Here is a 17,111-nt window from a genome sequence, read left to right on the forward strand (position 1 = left end):
GTGCGGAGCCCGTGGAGCGGCGAAGGCGGGACCTGGGGCGCGGCTCGGGGCGCTGCGGCGGTGGCGGGCGCGGTCGGGGTGCTCGGCGCTCGCGGCGGTGCCGGTTCCTCGACCCTCGCCGCGCTGCTCGCGCTCACCTGCGCCCGGGCGGGTCTGACCGCGCTGGTGCAGGTGGGGCGGGGTCCGGCGCTGGACGCGGTCCTGGGCACCGAGCACGGCACCGGTCTGCGCTGGCCCGACCTGGCCGAGGCGCGCGGGGTGGTGGATCCGGAGCACCTGGCCGGGGTGCTGCCGCGCTGGCGCCGGTGCCGGGTCCTGTCCCCGGACGACACCCGGCCCGGTCCGATCCCCGGCGGGGTCGAGTCCGATGTGCTCCGGGCGCTGCGGCAGGGGCACGCCACCGTGGTCGTCGACCTGGACCGGGCCGCGGTCGGCGCGGGCACCTGCCCGGCGCTGGAGCACTGCGACCGGGTGGTGCTCCTCGTGCCCCGGGACATCCCCGCGGTGGCCGGGGCCCGCGTCCTGCTGCCGCGGCTGCCGTCCGGTGTGCGGGTCGGGGTCGTCACCCGGCGGCCGTCCCCGGGCGGACTGGGTGGGCCGGAGATCGCTGCGGCGCTCGACCGGTCGTGGTGGGGCGAGCTGCCCGGCGGACGGGCGGTGGCCCGCGCGGTGGACGCGGGGGTCGGCCCGGTCGCCGGACCCGTGCTGCGCCGTCGGCTCCGTCGTCTGGCACGGCTGCTCGGATGAGCGCCGACCGGGCGGTGGACGACGCCCTGCTCGCCGCGGTCCGGGACCGGGTGGCGCGCGGGACCGGACCGGTCACCCCCGAGCGGCTCGCCGCCGCGCTGCGGGAGACCGGCGCCGTGGTCGGCAGCGCGGCCGCGGAGCAGGTGGTGGTCGGTCTGCGTGCGGAGCTGCTCGGAGCCGGGCCCTTGCAACCGCTGCTGGACGACCCGGAGGTCACCGATGTCCTGGTCAACGGTCCGCGCGACGTCTGGATCGACCGGGCCGGGTCCCTGCAGGCCGTCCCGATCGACCTGGGCGACGCCGCGGCGGTCCGGATGCTCGCCGTGCGACTGGCTGCCACCGGCGGGCAGCGGCTCGACGACGCACGCCCGACCGTCGACGCCCGGTTGCCGGACGGCACCCGGCTGCACGCCGTGCTGCCGCCGGTCGCCGACGGCTGCACCGCCCTCTCGCTGCGTGTGGTGCGTCACCGGCCGTTCACCCCCGCGGACCTGGTCGCGTGCGGCACGCTGGCCCCCGGGGTGGACGCCGTGCTCGAGGCCCTGGTCCGGGTGCGGGCGAACCTGCTGGTCTCCGGTTCCACCGGCACCGGGAAGACCACCGTGCTGTCCACGCTGCTGTCGCTGGCGGACCCGGGTGAGCGGATCGTCTGCATCGAGGAATCCGGCGAGCTGGCTCCTCGCCACCCGCACGTGGTCCGGCTCCTGGTCCGCAGGCCCAACGTCGAGGGTGCCGGTGAGATCTCGCTCGCCGACCTGGTGCGGGAGTCGTTGCGCATGCGCCCGGACCGCGTGGTGCTCGGCGAGTGTCGCGGCGCGGAGGTGCGTGAGGTGCTCGGTGCGCTCAACACCGGACACGACGGCGGCTGCACGACGGTGCACGCGAACGCGGCGCAGGACGTGCCCGCACGGTTGGCGGCGTTGGGGGCGCTGGCCGGGATGACGAGCGAGGCCCTGGCAACGCAGGCGGTCAGCGCGCTGCACGCGGTCGTTCATCTGCGCCGCGACGGCGGATGCCGACGGGTGACCGAGATCGCGGTCGTCGGTCGGGACCGGGACACCGGCGACCTGACCGTGGAACCGGCGGTGCTGTCGCCGATCGGCGGGGAGGCGGTCGCCGGGCCGGGCTGGGCGCGGTTGGCGGACCGGATCGGGTGGGGGCGATGGGGGTGAACGCGGCCGGACGGGCCGGGTGCGGCCGATGAGCACCGTCGCCACCGTGGTGGGCGGCCTGTGCGGGCTCGCCGTGTGGTGCGGGTCCGCCCGGACAGGTCGGGGTCCGGCGTGCGGCACGCCCGGGGCGGTGCGCGGTCCACGGGGACGGGACCGCCCCCGGCCGACCGGCGATCTGGTGCGGCTCCTGGCCCGGGTCGGTGCCGGGCTCCGTGCCGGGGCCTCCCCACCCGAGGCCTGGGCGACCGTGCTCGGCCGGCGGGTCGACGCATACGGCGTGCCGACGGTCGAGGCCGTGCTGGACGCGGTGCGGTGCTCCGCGGACGCCGACCCGGTCGCCGCCCGGCACGCCGCCCACGTGATCGCGGCCTGCCGGGTCGCGACGGAACTGGGCGCGCCGCTCGCCCCGGTGCTGGAAAAGGCGGTCCGCACAGTCGAGGACGAACACCGGGCCGAGGCCGAGACCGAGGCGGCGCTGGCCGGACCGCGCCAGACCGTGCGTCTGCTGACCTGGCTCCCGGCCGGGGGCGTGCTGCTCGGTGCCGTGGTGGGGGCCTCGCCGGTGACCGTGCTGCTCGACGGCGGAGTCGGCACGTCCTGCCTCGTGCTCGGCCTGGTCGCCGCCCTGACCGGGCGCGCCTGGATCCGGCGACTGGTCGGGCGGACCCGGGCCGCGGGGGCGCCGTTCCCCGAGCGGGACTGACGGGGGTCCCGGTGATCGCGGCCGCCGTGCTGCTGGCAGTGCTCCTGGCTCTGCCGCGGCCGGACCGGTCACGGCTGTCGGTCGCCCCAGCGCCCAGGGGCGTGCCGGTGACCGATCCCGCGCTGGTGCTCGACCTGATCGCCACCGCCGTGGAGTCCGGCGCCGACCTGCCGCGCGCCCTGTCGACGGTGGGCCGGGCGATCGACGGTGGCGCCCGCCGGGACCCCGACGGTGACACCCGCTGGGCGGTCGACCGCGACACCCGCCGGACCACCGACCGCGACACCCGCCGGGCAGCCGACGGCGATGCCGGTGCGGTGCTGTGCCGGGTCGCGACCGCGCTCCTGGTCGGCTCGGACTGGACGACCGCCTGGGAGGGCGCGCCGACCGTTGTCCTGCCGGTCCGGGACGCGCTCGGCCCGGCCTGGACGGCAGGGGTCTCGGCGGTCCCGGCACTGCGCTCCGCGGCGGTGGAGGAACGGCGACGGCGACGCCGGCTGGCCCAGGAGGCGTGCGCACGCCTGGCGGTGCGCCTCGTGCTGCCGCTCGGGCTGTGCTTCCTGCCTGCCTTCGTGCTGATCGGTGTGGTGCCGGTGCTGATCTCGTTCGCCGGGCGGCTGGGCTGGTGACCGCGTCGGACGTGCCGTCGTCTGTCCACAGCCGAGGGACCGGCCCGGTGGTCCACAGGAACTCCCGCCGGCCCTGGAGCACCGCACGGGACGAGGCGCAGGGTCGTCCTGACCGGCAGGGAGCCGGACCAAGGAGAGGGAGCGATGGACAGCGAATCGCAGCAGGCACGGGTGACTCCGGGACAGGTGACCGAGCCGACGGAGACGGAGGGACGACCTCTCGCCACGGTGATCGCCCTGCGGGACCCGGCACGTGCCGACCGTCGGCACGCACGGCGTCGACGTCGGTGGCGGACCGGGACGGCCGACGCGGGCATGGCGACCGCGGAGTACGCCGTGGTGCTGTTGGCCGCGGTGGGCTTCGCCGGGCTGCTGATCGTCATCCTGACCTCGGGTGAGGTGCGGGAGATGCTCACCGGACTCGTCCGTGACGCCCTCTCGGTGTGAGCCCGCGCGGGACCGTGGGGCGGTGACCGCCGAGTTCGCGGTGCTGCTCCCGGTGGTGACGCTGATGATCGCCGGTGTGCTGGCGATCGGCTCCAGCGCGGTCGCCCAGATGCGGTGCGCCGACGCGGCGCGGGCCGGTGCGCGCAGTGCCGCGCTGGGCGAGCCGGACAGTGTGGTCGCCGAGGTCGCTGAACGGGTCGGCGGCGGGCAGGTGCGGGTGGGCGTGCAGCGGTCGCTCGAGTGGGTCCGGGTCGAGGTGCACCAGGAGCTGGGGCCGCGGGTTCCGGTGCTCGGGGCGATCACGGTACGGGCGGAGGCGACGGCATGGGTGGAGCCGTGAGCGGGGGACGGAGGTGACGGAGCCCGGGCACGCGTCGCGGACCTTCGCGTCGTCGGACCGAGGTGCGACGCCGGCCAGGGGTGCGACGTCCGACCGGGGCGCGTCGTCGGACCGGGGCGCGTCGTCGGACCGGGGCGCGGCGTCGGTCCTGGTGATCGCGATCCTCGGTCTGGTGGTCCTGCTGGCCGGGTGGCTGCTCCTGCTCGCACAAGCGCAGTCGGCGCGCGGGGTGGCGCAGACCGCCGCCGACCTGGGTGCTCTCGCGGGGGCGACCGCGATGCGCTCCGCGGGCGACGGGTGCGCGGTGGCTCGGGAGACCGTGCGCCGGAACGGTGCCGAGCCGGAGAGCTGCGAGCTGCTGGGCGGTGGGGTGCTCCGGGTGCGGAGCGCGGTCCCCACCGTCCTCGGCGCCGCGTCGGCGGCGGCACGGGCGGGTCCCGCGAGCGCCCGGGGGTGAGCGGCCACCGGGTGAGCGGCCACTGGGGTGAGCGGCTACCGGGGTGAGCGGCCACTCGGGTGGGCGGCCACCGGGAACCCCCACCCCGGTCAGGTGTGCGACAGCACCGCGTCCAGCAGCCGGACCGCGGCCGCCTTCTCCAGCGGGTTGTTGCCGTTACCGCACTTCGGCGACTGCACGCAGGCGGGGCAGCCGGTCCGGCACGGGCAGGTCTTGACGGCGTCCCGGGTGGCGCGCAGCCAGGTCGCGCCCAGGTCGAACCCGCGCTCGGCGAATCCCGCGCCGCCGGGGTAGGCGTCGTGCACGAAGACCGTCGCCGTCCCGGTGTCGGCGTGCATCGCGGTGGAGACCCCGCCCAGGTCCCACCGATCACAGGTCGCGAGCAACGGGAGGAGACCGATCGAGGCGTGCTCCGCGGCGTGCAGGGCGCCGGGGGCGAGCTCCTGGGTGACGCCCGCCTGGTCCAGGACCTCCGCGGGCGCGGTCCACCAGACCGCGGTGGTGCGCAAGGTCCGTGCGGGGAGCTCCAGGGTCTGCGATCCGAGGATCTGCAGGTCCGGGATCCGCTTGCGCTGGTAGCTCATCACCTGGCTGGTCACGTCCACCACACCGAATCCCCAGGTGATCGGGCCCCAGTGCTGCTCCTGGAGCGTCTCCTGGATCTCGACGGTGGTCAGCCAGCGCGACCAGGTGCCGTAGTCGACGTCCCGGCGCTCGGCGAGGGCGATGCCGTCCGTCAGGTTCAGCTCGGACACCACGTAGCTCGCGCCCTGGTGCACGTAGACCGCGCCGTCGTGCACGGTGGAGTCGGCGGATGCCGCGTCGACGGTGCCGAGCAGGCGCCCGGTGGCCGACTCGACCACCCGGACCGGATCGCCGCCGGTGCCGCGCAGGTCGGTGAGCCGGGTGGCCGACTCCGGGTGCGTCCAGTACCAGCCGGACGGTCGGCGCCGCAGCGCGCCCTGCGCGACCAGCACGTCCAGCAGCTCACGGGTGTGCGGTCCGAACAGGTCCAGTTCCTCGGCCCGCAGCGGGGTCTCGGCGGCAGCGGCGCACAGGTGCGGCGCGAGCACGTACGGGTTCCCGGGATCGAAGACGGTGGCCTCGACCGGTGCGTCCAGCACCGCCTCTGGGTGGTGCACGACGTAGGTGTCCAGCGGGTCCTCGCGGGCGACCAGGATCACCAGGCCGTCGGTGCCCGCCCGTCCGGCCCGCCCGGCCTGCTGCCACAGCGACACCCGGGTGCCGGGCCAGCCCGCGATCACCACGGCGTCCAGTCCGGAGATGTCCACCCCGAGCTCCAGCGCGTTGGTGGTGGCCAGCGCACGCAACCGGCCGGTGCGGATCGCCTCCTCCAGCTCCCGCCGCTCCTCGGGCAGGTACCCGCCGCGGTACGCCGCGACCGCCCCGGCGAGGTCGGGGTGCACCGGATGCAGCCGTTCGCGGGTCACGGTCGCCACCGACTCCGCGGCCCGGCGCGAACGGGTGAAGGCCAGCGTCCGCGCACCGGCGGCGGTGAGGTCGGCCAGCAGTTCGGCGGTCTCCGCGGTCGCGGAGCGGCGCGGACGGTCGGCATCCTCGGCGATCACGTCCTCCCCGGTGCCGACCGGGCCGTGGCCCTCGCCGGGAACGGGGTCGGGCGTGCCCGTGGCGGCCCCGGTGCGGCCGTGCACGTCGCCCTCGGCCTCGTCGGCACCAGCAGCACCGGCATCCGCGACCTCGGTCGTGCCGTCGCGGCCCGGCGGACCGTCGGCGCCCGCACCGTCCCCCACCCGGTCCACGTCCACCGGCACCCCGGACAGCGGCAGCGCCCAGGGGTCCTCCTCCGGGAGCAGCTCCGACCACGGCCCGGTCACCCCGGGCAGTTCCGGCGGCTGCCACAGCGCGATCGTCTTGCGCCCCGCGGGTGAGGCGTCGACGTGCACCGAGTGAACTTGGTCCGGGTCCACCCCGATCAGCCGTCCGGCGCTTGCGGCCGGGTCGGCGGTGGTGGCCGACGCCAGCAGGAACACCGGGTCCGCGCCGTACAGCCCGGCCAGCCGCCGCAGTCGCCGCAGCACCGCCGCGACGTGCGCCCCGAACACCCCGCGGAAGGCATGGCACTCGTCCAGCACCACGTAGCGCAGGGATCCGAGCAGCCGTGACCAGCGCCGGTGCTGGGGGAGCAGGGCGAAGTGCAGGAAGTCCGGGTTGGTCAGCACCACGTCGCCGTGATCGGCGATCCACCGGCGTTCCTCTCGGCCGGTGTCCCCGTCGCAGGTGGAGACCCGCAGGTCCCGGATGCGGCCCGCGGTCAGCAGGCGGTCGACCGCGCTGAGCTGGTCGGCGGCGAGCGCCTTGGTCGGGCACAGGTACAGCACCGATCCGCGCCGGGTCACGGTCTCGATCCGGCCCCGGTCGGCGGCGGGCACCTCCCTCGTCGCGCGCACCGAGGTCAGTGCGGGCAGCCAGAACGCCAGGGATTTGCCCGACCCGGTCGACGTGGACAGGACGGTGTGCCGACCGGACCACGCGGCGTCGGCGGCCTCCGCCTGGTGCTGCCAGGGCTGATCGACCCCGAGCACCTGGTACCCGGCCACCAGAGCGGGGTCGGCCCACTCGGGCCAGGGCGCGGTGCGACCGGCACGCTGCGGGAGCTCCCGGAGGTGGGTCAGCCGACCGTCGCGTCGGCCGTCGGCCAGCAGCCGGTCCAGGAGTGAGTCCACGGCACCATCCTCGCCCCTGCGTCATGACCTGGTGCCGGCGCGCTCGGGGACCGGCGTGCCCGAGGACCGTCGCTACCGCCTGGGTAGCGTGCCGCCGGCACCCGCGACGACCGACCCACGACCGGGTGCCGCAGCAGGCACGAGGAGGGGGCGAATCACCGCAGACTGCGCCCCCACTCGTCTGTTTGAATGCTCTCAGCAGGGAGGGGAGTGCATTCGTGGACGTCACTGTGTCGAGCACCACCGTGAACGGCCGGACGGTCGTCGACGTCACCGGGGAGGTGGACGTCTACACCGCCCCGGCCCTGCGCGAGCGGCTGACCGCACTGGTCGAGTCCGGTCGGACCGACCTGGTGGTCGACCTGACCGCGGTCCGGTTCATGGACTCCACCGGCCTCGGACTGCTGGTCGGCGTCCTGAAGCGCATTCGCGGGCTGGACGGCCAGCTACAGCTCGTGATCGACGCCGAGCGGCTGTTGAAGGTCTTCCGGATCACCTCACTGGACCAGGTCTTCACGATCCGGGAGACCCGGGAGGAGGCCCTGGGCGCGCCCGGGACCGCGGAGGACTGAGCCGGTTCAGCTCGTCGGGACGAACGGGCCGCCGGAAACGTCGGGCGGCCGCGTGGAGGTCGTACAGTGCTGCTCTGCTCGGCAACGGGGCCGGGCTCGATCCGCCGCGGCCTGCGCCACCCGGTGCTCCCCGTGGTGCGAGGGGGAACGATGGTCGATCTCGGCTCGGGAAGTCTCGTCATCGTCGCGGTGGTCGCCGTGGTGGCGGTCGCCGCACTGGTGATGGCGGTGGTGCTCCGCCGCCAGGTGCTCGCCGCGGACGAGGGCACGCCCTCCATGCGGGAGATCGCCGCCGCGGTGCAGGAGGGGGCGCAGGCCTACCTGTCGCGGCAGCTGCGCACGCTGAGCGTGTTCGCGGTGGTGGTGCTGCTCCTGCTCCTGCTGTTGCCCGGCGACGCGAGCGTGAAGATCGGTCGCTGCGTGTTCTTCGTGCTCGGAGCGGCGTTCTCGGCGTCGATCGGCTACCTCGGCATGTGGCTGGCGACCCGGGCGAACGTCCGGGTGGCCGCGGCGGCGTCCCGGCCCGGCGGTCGGGCGGAGGGCGCCCGGATCGCGCTGCGGACCGGTGGCGTGGTCGGGATGAGCGTGGTCGGGCTCGGGCTGCTCGGTGCGGCGGCCGTGGTGCTGCTGTACCGCGGTGAGGCCCCGGCGGTGCTGGAGGGGTTCGGCTTCGGCGCGGCACTGCTGGCGATGTTCATGCGGGTCGGCGGCGGGATCTTCACCAAGGCGGCGGATGTCGGCGCGGACCTGGTGGGCAAGGTGGAGCAGCACATCCCGGAGGACGACCCCCGCAATGCGGCGACCATCGCGGACAACGTGGGCGACAACGTCGGCGACTGCGCCGGGATGGCCGCCGACCTGTTCGAGTCCTACGCGGTGACCCTGGTGGCCGCGCTGATCCTGGGCCGGGCCGCGTTCGGTGAGCACGGGCTGGTGTTCCCGTTGCTGGTCACGGCGATCGGGGCGGTGGTCGCGGCGCTCGGCGTGCTGGTGACCCGGGTGCGCGGGTCGGAGAGCGGGCTGACCGCGATCAACCGGGGCTTCGCGATCGCTGCTGTCGCCGGTGCGGTGCTGGCCGGGGTCGCCGCGCTGATCTACCTTCCCTCGAGCTTCGACGCCCTGGGCGGCACCGCCGGGTTGCGGGCCCACCCCGGCGATCCGCGGTGGGTGGCTGCCGGTGCCGTGCTGATCGGGGTGCTGCTGGCCGGGCTGATCCTCTGGGTGACCGGCTACTTCACCGGCACTGATTCCAAGCCGACCCTCCACGTGGCCCGGACCACCCGGACCGGCGCGGCCACCGTGGTGCTGTCCGGGATCGGGGTCGGCTTCGAGTCGGCGGTCTACACCGCGGGGATCATCGCGGCCGCGATCTGCGGGGTGTTCCTGCTGGCCGGGGGATCGATCGCGCTGGCGCTGTTCCTGGTCGCCCTGGCCGGCTGCGGTCTGCTCACCACGGTGGGCGTGATCGTCGCGATGGACACCTTCGGGCCGGTCAGCGACAACGCCCAGGGCATCGCGGAGATGTCCGGCGACGTCACCGGCGAGGGCGCCCAGATCCTCACCGACCTGGACGCGGTGGGCAACACCACCAAGGCCGTGACCAAGGGCATCGCGATCGCCACCGCCGTGCTGGCCGCGACCGCCCTGTTCGGCTCCTACGCGGACGCGGTGAGCACGGCGATCGCCGGCCTCGACCTGTCGGCGCTCCCTGGCGACATCGTGCTGGCGATGACCGACTACCAGATCATCAGCCCGGTCACCCTGGTCGGCGTGATCCTGGGCGCGGCCACCGTCTTCCTGTTCAGCGGTCTGCTGATCGACGCCGTCACCCGGGCCGCGGGCGCGATCGTGCTGGAGGTCCGTCGTCAGTTCCGCGAGCTGCCCGGGATCATGACCGGCGAGCAGCGTCCGGAGTACGGCCGGGTGGTCGACATCTGCACCCGGGACTCGCTGCGCGAGCTGGCCACCCCCGGTCTGCTGGCGGCGTCCGCGCCGATCGCGGTCGGTTTCGGGTTGGGCGTCGGACCGCTGGCCGGGTTCCTGGCGGGGGCGATCAGCGCCGGTGTGCTGATGGCGGTGTTCCTGGCCAATGCCGGTGGCGCCTGGGACAACGCGAAGAAGCTGGTCGAGGACGGCCGGTTCGGCGGCAAGGGCTCCCCGGAGCACGAGGCCGCGGTGATCGGTGACACGGTCGGCGACCCGTTCAAGGACACCGCCGGCCCGGCGATCAACCCGCTGATCAAGGTGATGAACCTGGTCGCGCTGCTGATCGCCCCGGCGGTGGTCACGATCAGCGTCGGGGACGACGCGAACCAGCCGCTCCGGCTGGCGATCGCCCTGGTCGCGACCGCGGTGGCCTTCGGTGCGGTGGTGATGTCCCGGCTCCGGGCGGCCCGGGTCGACACCGGCACGGCGATCACCGAGGAGACGGTCGACTCGCGGGTGTGAGCATCGGGTGCGCGGGGTGGAGGTCCGGCTCGTGGACCTGTGGCAGACCTCGCCCCGCGCCGCCCGGTACGGCAGGGTGGTCGTATGCGCCTCGCCCATGCCGCCGCCGGCCTCGCCCTGCTGATCCCGCTCGCCGCCTGCTCCGGTGGAGGTGATGACGAGGTGACGGCCTTCTGCGACCAGGGGGAGTCGACGCTGGCCGAGGTGGACGCCGCCGGCGCGCTCGGTGACGACGCCGCCGGGTTCGCGGATGCCGTGTCCGAGATCAGCCAGGGCTTCGCCGACGTCGATCCGCCCGCCGACATCGAGGACGACTGGCAGACGCTCGGCGGGGTGTTCGCCGACCTGGCCACCTCGTTGGACGGCGTCGACCCGGATGACCAGGAGGCCTTCGCCGCGGCGCTGACCGAGTTCTCCGAGCAGGTGTCCTCCACCGACCTGGACGATGCCTCCGACCGGGTGTCCGCGTACATCACCGACCACTGCACGGAGTGATCCGCCGCATGCAGCTCCACCTGATCCGGCACGGCCAGACCCCCTCCAACCTCACGCACGCGCTGGACACCGCCGCGCCGGGCGCCCCGTTGACCGCCGAGGGTGAGCGCCAGGCCGCCGCGGTGGGCCGGGTGTTCGCCGGGCGGCCGTTGCAGGCGGTCTACGCCTCGCACCTGACCCGGGCGCAGCAGACCGCCGCCGAGGTCGCGGCCCCGCACGGGCTGGAGGTGCTGACCCGGCACGACCTGCGCGAGATCCTGGCCGGCGATCTGGAGATGCGCACCGACGAGCCCTCGGTCGAGCGCTATCTCGGCACCATGGTGGCCTGGGCGGCCGGTGACCTGGACCGGGTGATGCCCGGCGGCGAGTCGGGACACGACACCCTGGCCCGCTACGACCGGGTGGTGGCCGAGGTCGTCGCGACCGGAGTGCGGGAGGCCGCCCTGGTCAGCCACGGCGCGATCATCCGGTTCTGGGCGGTGCTGCGCGGCACCAACCTCGACCCGACCAGCGCCGCCGACCGCTGGCTGGACAACACCGGCGTGGTCAGCCTGGTCGGCGAACCCGGCGACTGGCAGGTCACGCAGTGGCAGGACGAGGTCGTCGCGCACCGTTCCGCCACCCCCGGCGACGGTCCCGGCGGACAGCCGCTGCCGGCGTAACCGGGCGCGCCGCGTCCCCGGTCGGCGCCCGCCGTCCCTCGGCGCGCGAATTCGGTACTTCCGCACCGAGATCGGTACCCGCGCGACCGGACTCGCTGCCGAGGTGCCGGACTCGGCGACGGGCGTTCGACGGGCGACGGGCGTCCGGCTCGGCGCGAACCCGCGGGCTGCCCGCGGGGAAGCCTCAGGTCCGCGCCTTGATCGGGCTCGGGTCGCAACGCAGAGTTAACCGGCGAGGAATCCCGGTGACTCATCCGCTTCCTAGATTGTCGACAATCGACACAGTGCCTCGCCCCGGGATCGCCGGCGCGTAGGGCCCGCTGTCGTGACGATCGCAGTCCGCACCAGGAAGGCAGGGCACGCCCATGCGCACCACCTCTTTCCGCACCGCCCCCCGACGGCACGATTCCCGACGACGACGTCCCGCCAGTGCCGCGGTCGCCCTCGGAGCGGCGGCCGTCGTCGCCCTGGCAGCGTGCTCGTCGGGTGGCGACGACGTCCCGTCCGGGGACGGTTCCGGTGGCGGCCTGTCCGGGACCATCACCGCCGCCGAGTGGGGCGGGGTCTGGGACACCGCTCTCCAGCAGGTCAGTCCCGGCTTCACCGAGGACACCGGCGTGGAGGTGGTCAACAGCGTCAACAGCGGCAGCGTGCTGGCGATGATGGAGCAGAACCCCGGCCTCTACGACGTGGCGTGGAACATCGGCACCAGCGGAGTCCAGAGCCTCCAGCAGGGACTGGTCGAGCCGATCGACACCTCGCGGATCGAGAACCTGGACGCCATCAACCCCACGCTGCTCGACGCCCTCACGGTGGACGGGGAGCTCGCGGCGGTGCCGATCAGCTTCGGCACCACCGGCATCCTGTACCGCTCGGATCTGGTGCCCTTCGAGATCACCTCGTGGGAGGACCTGTGGGACCCGCGCCTGGAGGGCCAGATCACCATCCAGAACGCGCCGTCGATCGGCGGGCTCTTCGTGATGATGGCGGGGGGTGAGGCCTTCGGCGACGGCATCGAGGACGTGGACGCCGGCTTCGAGGCGATGCAGGAGCTCGAACCGAACATCCAGTCGCTCTACTCCAACAGCGCGGAGCCGATCAACGCCCTGGCCTCCGGGACCGCCTCGGTCGCGGTCACCTTCGCGAACTACGGGGTGGACCTCAGCGATCAGGACGTGGAGATCGTGATCCCCGAGGGCGGGTCGCCCTGGAGCCTGCAGGCGATCTCGATCCCGGTGGACGCGCCGAACAAGGATGCCGCGTACGCCTTCATCAACTACATGCTCGAGACGCAGACCCAGGTCGACTGGGCCGATGCGGCGGCGATCGCACCCGCCCGCGGGGACGTCGAGCTGCCGGCCGAGACCCAGGACAAGGTTCGCGAGACCCCGGAGGTCGCCGCCGAGATCTGGCCGATCGACTGGGTCTGGTTCGGGGAGAACGTCGATGCGTGGACCACGCGCTGGCAGGAGATCTTCACCCAGTGACCGCCGTCGACACCGCCACCCGCCGGTCGGCGTGGGGCGGCTGGTCGCTGGCCAGCCCGCTGACCGTGTTCATCGCTCTGTTCTTCCTCGGGCCGTTCGTCACCGTGGTGCAGTCCGCGCTCGCGGTGGACGGCGGCGCCGGGACGGGGAACTTCTTGCGTGCCGTCGACAGCCCGGTGTTCTGGCGGGCGGTGGGCAACACGCTGCGGACCTCGCTGCTCGCCGTGGCCGTCACCGCGGTGATCGCGTTGCCCTTCGCCTACGGCCTGGTGCGCAAGCCCCGTGGCCGGCAGCTGATGCTGTCGCTGCTCTTCGCGCCGCTGGTCATCAACGGCGTGGTCCGGATCTACGGGCTCCAGGCCACGCTGAACCTGGTCAACCAGACGCTGCTCGACCTGGGCCTGATCCGGACCGCGCTACCGCTGAACTACTCGATGACCGGCATCGTGATCGGGCTGGTGGTCTTCCAGCTCCCGTTGATGGCGATCACGGTGTACTCCAGCCTGGCCCGGCTGGACCACACCCTGATCGCCGCAGCGCACACCCTCGGGGCCGACCGGCTGCGCACCCTGCTGCACGTGGTGCTGCCCAGTGCCGTTCCCGGTCTGGTCGGCGGGTCGATCCTGGTCTTCGCCAACTCGGCCGGGTCGTACATCCTTCCGGCGATGCTGGGCGGCGGCAGGGTGCTCACCCTGCCGCAGCTGGTCTACAACAGCGTCACCACCGACGTGGAGTGGGGGTACGGCTCCGCGCTGGCGCTGATCCTGGTGGTGCTGGTGGTGCCCTTCCTCTGGGCCGCCTCCACCCGGCAGCGGGACACGGGGGTGTCCCGATGAGGCGCACTCCGTCCTGGTTCGCCCTCACCGTCTCGGTGGTGCTGCTGGTCCCGTTGGTCGTGGTGGTGGGGATGGCGTTCAACCCCGGGGCCTATTCGGTCTTCCCGCCACAGGGCCTGTCGACCCGGTGGTTCGAGGCGGCGTGGTCCAACCCGTCCTTCCGTCGGGCGCTGGGTCTCAGCGTGCAGATCGCCGGGATCACCGTGGTGGTGGGGCTCGCGCTCGCGCTGCCGGCCGCGCTGGCCGTGGTCCGGGGCGCTCCGCGGGTGCGCCGGGCGGTGCAGGCGATGACCTTCGGACCGTTGGTCGTGCCGGAGGTGCTGCTCGGCCTGGGGATCCTGATCCTGGTCAATCGCGTCGCCGGGGTCGGGAACGCCGGGGTCTGGTCGATCGTGGTCGGTCACGTGCTGGTCGGGATCCCCCTGGCCATGCAGGTGCTGATCGCCGGGCTGTCAGGGATGAGCCCGCAGCTGGAACGGGCGGCGTGGACACTGGGCGCCTCGCGGATGCAGGCCTTCGTGCGGGTCACCCTGCCGCTGGCGGCACCGGCCATCGCCAGTGCTGCGCTGTTCCTGTTCATCTTCTCCTTCGACAACGTGAGCATGTCGCTGTTCCTGTCCCGTCCGGGCAGCACGCCGTTGCCGATCTACATGTACCAGTACATCCAGTACCGGGCCGATCCGACCGTCGCCGCGATGTCCACCCTGCTCATCGTGGTCGGCCTGGTCGCCGCTCTGCTGGTCGGACGCCTCGGCGGTCTGACCCAGATCGCAGGAAGGTCGAAGAAGTGACCGAGACTCCCGTGCCCTACCTGCGCCTGTCCGGCGTGGCGAAGACCTACCCCGGCGGCGGTGGCGTGCGCGCCACGTCCGTGGACCTGGACGAGGGGGAGATGCTGGTGCTGCTCGGCCCGTCGGGCTGTGGCAAGACCACCCTGCTCAACATGGTCGCCGGGCTGCTCGAACCGGATCAGGGCAGTGTGCTGATCGGGGGTAAGGACCTCACCCGGGTCCCGACCCACCAGCGGAACATCTCGATGGTGTTCCAGACCTGGGCGCTGTTCCCGTCGATGACCGTGGCCCAGAACGTGGCCTTCGGACTGAAGATGCGGCGGGTGCCCAAGGCGGAGCAGCGCGTGCGGGTGGCCGAGGCGCTGCGGGTCGTGCGGCTGGAACACCTGGCGGACCGCCGTCCCGCCCAGCTGTCCGGCGGGCAGCAGCAGCGGGTCGCGCTGGCCCGGGCGATCGTCACCCGCCCCCGGGTGCTGCTGCTGGACGAGCCGTTGTCCAGCCTGGATCACCAGATCCGGGTGGAACTGCGCCGCGAACTGCGCCGGCTGCAGCGGGAGCTGGGGCTGACCGGCGTCTACGTCACGCACGACCACGCCGAGGCGCTCGCACTCGGCGACCGGATCCTGGTGATGCGGACCGGGGAGGTGGTCGAGGGCGGTGAGCCGCGCGAGGTCTTCGCCCGGCCGCGACACCGCTACACCGCCGAGTTCCTGTCGGTCGGCACCGTGCTGGACGCGGAGGCGGGCTCCGTCCCCGGTTCCTACCGCACCGCACTCGGGGTGGAGGTCACCCCGGCCGAACCGGCCGGTGAACAGCCTTACGGGGCGTTCTGCCTTCGACCGACCAGCATCCGGCCGGTCGGCGAGTGGGAGCCCGGATCGCCCGGCCGCAGTCGGCACACCGCCACGGTGGTCTCGGTGGAGTACGAGCCCGCGGGGATCAGCTACGGCGTGCAGATCGAGGGCGCGCCGGTGCTGTACCTGTTCACCTCGCGCACCGACACGCCCACGGCGCTCGGCGACCGGATCGTCGTCGAGTGCGACTGGACCGAGGCGATCCCCTTGGTGGCCGCATGAGTCCGCCGGTCGCCACCCCAGCGACCTGCCCACCCCGACCGCACATCCACCGAGAGGCCCGCGGATGATCATCGACCTGCACGGACACATCTGGAACACTCAGCTCGACCGGACCGACGAGGTGGTCGCGCAGATGGACGAGGTCGGCCTGGACCGGCTCTGCGTTCTGCCGATCGCCCCGTACATGAGCAACGACGACGTGGCCGTGCTGGTGGCGAAGCAGCCGGACCGGTTCATCGGCTTCGCCTCGGTGGTGCCCTTCGCCCAGACCACCTCCATCCCCCGCCAGGACCCGATCGAGGAGCTGGAGCGCGCGGTCACGGAGCTCGGCCTGCGCGGCCTCAAGCTGCATCCGCTGATCCAGGGGTTCTCCCTGGCCGACCCGGGGCTGGCTCCGGTGGTGCAGGCCGCGGGACGGCTGGGAGTGCCGGTCCTGTTCCACACCGGGCCGTCGTTCGGGCGCAACGGCCGCACCGACAACGGCCGGGTCGAGCTGATCGACGACCTGGCGATGATGTGCCCGGACACGGTCATCATCGCCGGGCACGCCGACCCGCTGGGCGCGGCGCCCTACATCGCGCACAAGCACCCGAATGTGTACCTGGAGACGTCCATCGCCTGGCCGCGGTACTGCAAGCTGATCCCAGGGCTGGCACGGGACGCGATCGACATCGCCACCCCGGAGAAGATCCTCTACGGCACCGACTTCAGCCTCGGCAAGCAGCAGCGGGTGCGTGACCTGACCGCTGTGCTCGACGGGGCGGATCTCAGCGACGAGGAGCGCGAGATGATCGAACACGGTAACGCCCAGCGCATCCTGGGGATGCCATGAGCGGCGCGACCGGGTGGGACGCGCCGTCGTCGCTGACCTCCTCGGTGGCCGACTGGATCGCCGCGGGGATCGTCACCGGCCGGTGGGCTGCCGGTGACCGCCTGCGGGAGATCGAGGTGTGCGAGGAGCTCGGGGTGTCCCGCGCCCCGGTCCGGGAGGCGATCCGGATGCTGCACGAGAAGGGCCTGGTCCGGCACGTGCCGCGGATCGGTGCGGTGGTCAGCCATTTCTCCACCGAGACCGTGATGGACGTGTACGAGATGCGCGCCGTGCTCGAGGAGTGGATCTACCGGCAGTCGGTGCCCGCCCTGGAGTCCGACGACCTGGAGCAGCTCGACCGGCTGCTGGCCGAGATGGAGCAGGCCCGGGCCGCCCACGACTACGACGCGTTCTTCGAGCGCGGCTGGACCTTCCGGCAGATGCTGCACTCGGGTTCGACCAACGCGGTCGCCCTGGAACTGGTCGACCAGCTCCGGTCCCGGCTGCACTCACTGCCGCAGGTGCTGCGGGAGGACGACGACCACGTGGACGCCACCAGCACCGCCTATCGGCAGATGCGGGACGCGGCGGCCCGGGGCGACGGCGAGGCGGTCGGTGCCGTGGTGCACGCGTTCATGCTGGCGGTCGGCGCTCGGGTCTGTGAGCGCTACAGCCAGGCACCGCAGCGGTTCGGTGACAGCCTGCGCCGGAGCATCCAGTGACAGGGCCGGCG

18 protein-coding genes are annotated in these 17,111 nt (G+C 73.5%); 17 read left to right on the forward strand and 1 reads right to left on the reverse strand.

The genetic code is table 11. The annotated features are described in order from the left end of the window. From OGL89_RS05240 to OGL89_RS05270, 7 genes are all read left to right on the forward strand, one after another. Nucleotides 1–747: pilus assembly protein FlpE (locus tag OGL89_RS05240; protein ID WP_263118843.1), on the forward strand; the 747-nt coding region annotated here is incomplete at its 5' end. Beyond that, on the forward strand, nt 744–1,919 hold the full coding sequence (locus OGL89_RS05245; protein ID WP_263118844.1) for a TadA family conjugal transfer-associated ATPase: 1,176 nt from the start codon (nt 744–746) through the stop codon (nt 1,917–1,919). The genes OGL89_RS05240 and OGL89_RS05245, both read left to right, overlap by 4 nt. Before the next feature lie 28 nt (nt 1,920–1,947). Continuing rightward, the gene (locus tag OGL89_RS05250; protein WP_263118845.1) at nt 1,948–2,622 is read left to right on the forward strand and encodes a hypothetical protein; all 675 of its coding nucleotides are present in this window, start codon (nt 1,948–1,950) and stop codon (nt 2,620–2,622) included. Between the two features lie 107 nt (nt 2,623–2,729). Beyond that, the gene (locus tag OGL89_RS05255) at nt 2,730–3,251 is read left to right on the forward strand and encodes a secretion system protein (protein ID WP_263118846.1); all 522 of its coding nucleotides are present in this window, start codon (nt 2,730–2,732) and stop codon (nt 3,249–3,251) included. A 144-nt stretch (nt 3,252–3,395) separates the two neighbouring features. Then, nucleotides 3,396–3,698 (forward strand): DUF4244 domain-containing protein, encoded by a 303-nt coding sequence (locus OGL89_RS05260; protein WP_263118848.1) that lies wholly within the window; start codon nt 3,396–3,398, stop codon nt 3,696–3,698. A gap of 22 nt (nt 3,699–3,720) precedes the next feature. Continuing rightward, nucleotides 3,721–4,038 carry a TadE family type IV pilus minor pilin gene (locus OGL89_RS05265; RefSeq protein ID WP_263118849.1) on the forward strand — a complete coding sequence of 106 codons (318 nt, stop codon included), beginning with the start codon at nt 3,721–3,723 and terminating at the stop codon, nt 4,036–4,038. 13 nt (nt 4,039–4,051) lie between these two features. Further along, nucleotides 4,052–4,495 (forward strand): Rv3654c family TadE-like protein, encoded by a 444-nt coding sequence (locus OGL89_RS05270; RefSeq protein ID WP_263118850.1) that lies wholly within the window; start codon nt 4,052–4,054, stop codon nt 4,493–4,495. A gap of 89 nt (nt 4,496–4,584) precedes the next feature. Here OGL89_RS05270 and OGL89_RS05275 read toward each other — a convergent pair whose 3' ends face one another. After that, nucleotides 4,585–7,200, reverse strand: coding sequence for a DEAD/DEAH box helicase (locus OGL89_RS05275; RefSeq protein WP_263118851.1), 2,616 nt, complete (start codon nt 7,198–7,200; stop codon nt 4,585–4,587). A gap of 218 nt (nt 7,201–7,418) precedes the next feature. Here OGL89_RS05275 and OGL89_RS17130 point away from each other — a divergent pair, with 218 nt between their 5' ends. The 10 genes from OGL89_RS17130 to OGL89_RS05325 all read left to right on the forward strand — a co-directional run bounded on the left by OGL89_RS17130 (nt 7,419) and on the right by OGL89_RS05325 (nt 17,100). Next, nucleotides 7,419–7,772 (forward strand): STAS domain-containing protein, encoded by a 354-nt coding sequence (locus OGL89_RS17130; protein WP_263118852.1) that lies wholly within the window; start codon nt 7,419–7,421, stop codon nt 7,770–7,772. Nucleotides 7,773–7,922: 150 nt separating this feature from the next. After that, nucleotides 7,923–10,220: a sodium-translocating pyrophosphatase gene (locus tag OGL89_RS05285; protein WP_263118853.1), complete on the forward strand. Its 2,298-nt coding sequence runs from the start codon at nt 7,923–7,925 to the stop codon at nt 10,218–10,220. Between the two features lie 84 nt (nt 10,221–10,304). Further along, nucleotides 10,305–10,715 (forward strand): hypothetical protein, encoded by a 411-nt coding sequence (locus OGL89_RS05290; RefSeq protein WP_263118854.1) that lies wholly within the window; start codon nt 10,305–10,307, stop codon nt 10,713–10,715. A gap of 8 nt (nt 10,716–10,723) precedes the next feature. Beyond that, nucleotides 10,724–11,377 carry a histidine phosphatase family protein gene (locus OGL89_RS05295; RefSeq protein ID WP_263118855.1) on the forward strand — a complete coding sequence of 218 codons (654 nt, stop codon included), beginning with the start codon at nt 10,724–10,726 and terminating at the stop codon, nt 11,375–11,377. 365 nt (nt 11,378–11,742) lie between these two features. Then, the gene (locus OGL89_RS05300; protein ID WP_263118856.1) at nt 11,743–12,864 is read left to right on the forward strand and encodes an extracellular solute-binding protein; all 1,122 of its coding nucleotides are present in this window, start codon (nt 11,743–11,745) and stop codon (nt 12,862–12,864) included. Continuing rightward, complete coding sequence (locus tag OGL89_RS05305; RefSeq protein WP_263118857.1) at nt 12,861–13,700, forward strand: ABC transporter permease; 840 nt, start codon at nt 12,861–12,863, stop codon at nt 13,698–13,700. The genes OGL89_RS05300 and OGL89_RS05305 overlap by 4 nt, the downstream gene beginning before the upstream one ends. Next, the gene (locus OGL89_RS05310; RefSeq protein ID WP_263118858.1) at nt 13,697–14,491 is read left to right on the forward strand and encodes an ABC transporter permease subunit; all 795 of its coding nucleotides are present in this window, start codon (nt 13,697–13,699) and stop codon (nt 14,489–14,491) included. The genes OGL89_RS05305 and OGL89_RS05310 overlap by 4 nt, the downstream gene beginning before the upstream one ends. After that, nucleotides 14,488–15,567 (forward strand): ABC transporter ATP-binding protein, encoded by a 1,080-nt coding sequence (locus OGL89_RS05315; RefSeq protein ID WP_263118859.1) that lies wholly within the window; start codon nt 14,488–14,490, stop codon nt 15,565–15,567. The genes OGL89_RS05310 and OGL89_RS05315 overlap by 4 nt, the downstream gene beginning before the upstream one ends. Before the next feature lie 64 nt (nt 15,568–15,631). Continuing rightward, nucleotides 15,632–16,399 (forward strand): amidohydrolase family protein, encoded by a 768-nt coding sequence (locus tag OGL89_RS05320; protein ID WP_263118860.1) that lies wholly within the window; start codon nt 15,632–15,634, stop codon nt 16,397–16,399. Then, entirely contained in the window at nt 16,396–17,100 is a 705-nt protein-coding gene (locus tag OGL89_RS05325; protein ID WP_263118861.1) for a GntR family transcriptional regulator, read from the forward strand. The genes OGL89_RS05320 and OGL89_RS05325 overlap by 4 nt, the downstream gene beginning before the upstream one ends. Nucleotides 17,101–17,111: the final 11 nt, after the last annotated feature.

It is taken from the genome of Cellulomonas sp. RIT-PI-Y (assembly GCF_025642745.1).
Lineage (GTDB): Bacteria > Actinomycetota > Actinomycetes > Actinomycetales > Cellulomonadaceae > Cellulomonas.

Coding starts and splice junctions, on each gene's coding strand:
- OGL89_RS05260 (WP_263118848.1), top strand. CDS start 3,396: ATGGACAGCGAATCGCAGCAGGCACGGGTGACTCCGGGACAGGTGACC.
- OGL89_RS05285 (WP_263118853.1), top strand. CDS start 7,923: ATGGTCGATCTCGGCTCGGGAAGTCTCGTCATCGTCGCGGTGGTCGCC.
- OGL89_RS05245 (WP_263118844.1), top strand. CDS start 744: ATGAGCGCCGACCGGGCGGTGGACGACGCCCTGCTCGCCGCGGTCCGG.
- OGL89_RS05325 (WP_263118861.1), top strand. CDS start 16,396: ATGAGCGGCGCGACCGGGTGGGACGCGCCGTCGTCGCTGACCTCCTCG.
- OGL89_RS05290 (WP_263118854.1), top strand. CDS start 10,305: ATGCGCCTCGCCCATGCCGCCGCCGGCCTCGCCCTGCTGATCCCGCTC.
- OGL89_RS05295 (WP_263118855.1), top strand. CDS start 10,724: ATGCAGCTCCACCTGATCCGGCACGGCCAGACCCCCTCCAACCTCACG.
- OGL89_RS05320 (WP_263118860.1), top strand. CDS start 15,632: ATGATCATCGACCTGCACGGACACATCTGGAACACTCAGCTCGACCGG.
- OGL89_RS05300 (WP_263118856.1), top strand. CDS start 11,743: ATGCGCACCACCTCTTTCCGCACCGCCCCCCGACGGCACGATTCCCGA.
- OGL89_RS05310 (WP_263118858.1), top strand. CDS start 13,697: ATGAGGCGCACTCCGTCCTGGTTCGCCCTCACCGTCTCGGTGGTGCTG.
- OGL89_RS05250 (WP_263118845.1), top strand. CDS start 1,948: ATGAGCACCGTCGCCACCGTGGTGGGCGGCCTGTGCGGGCTCGCCGTG.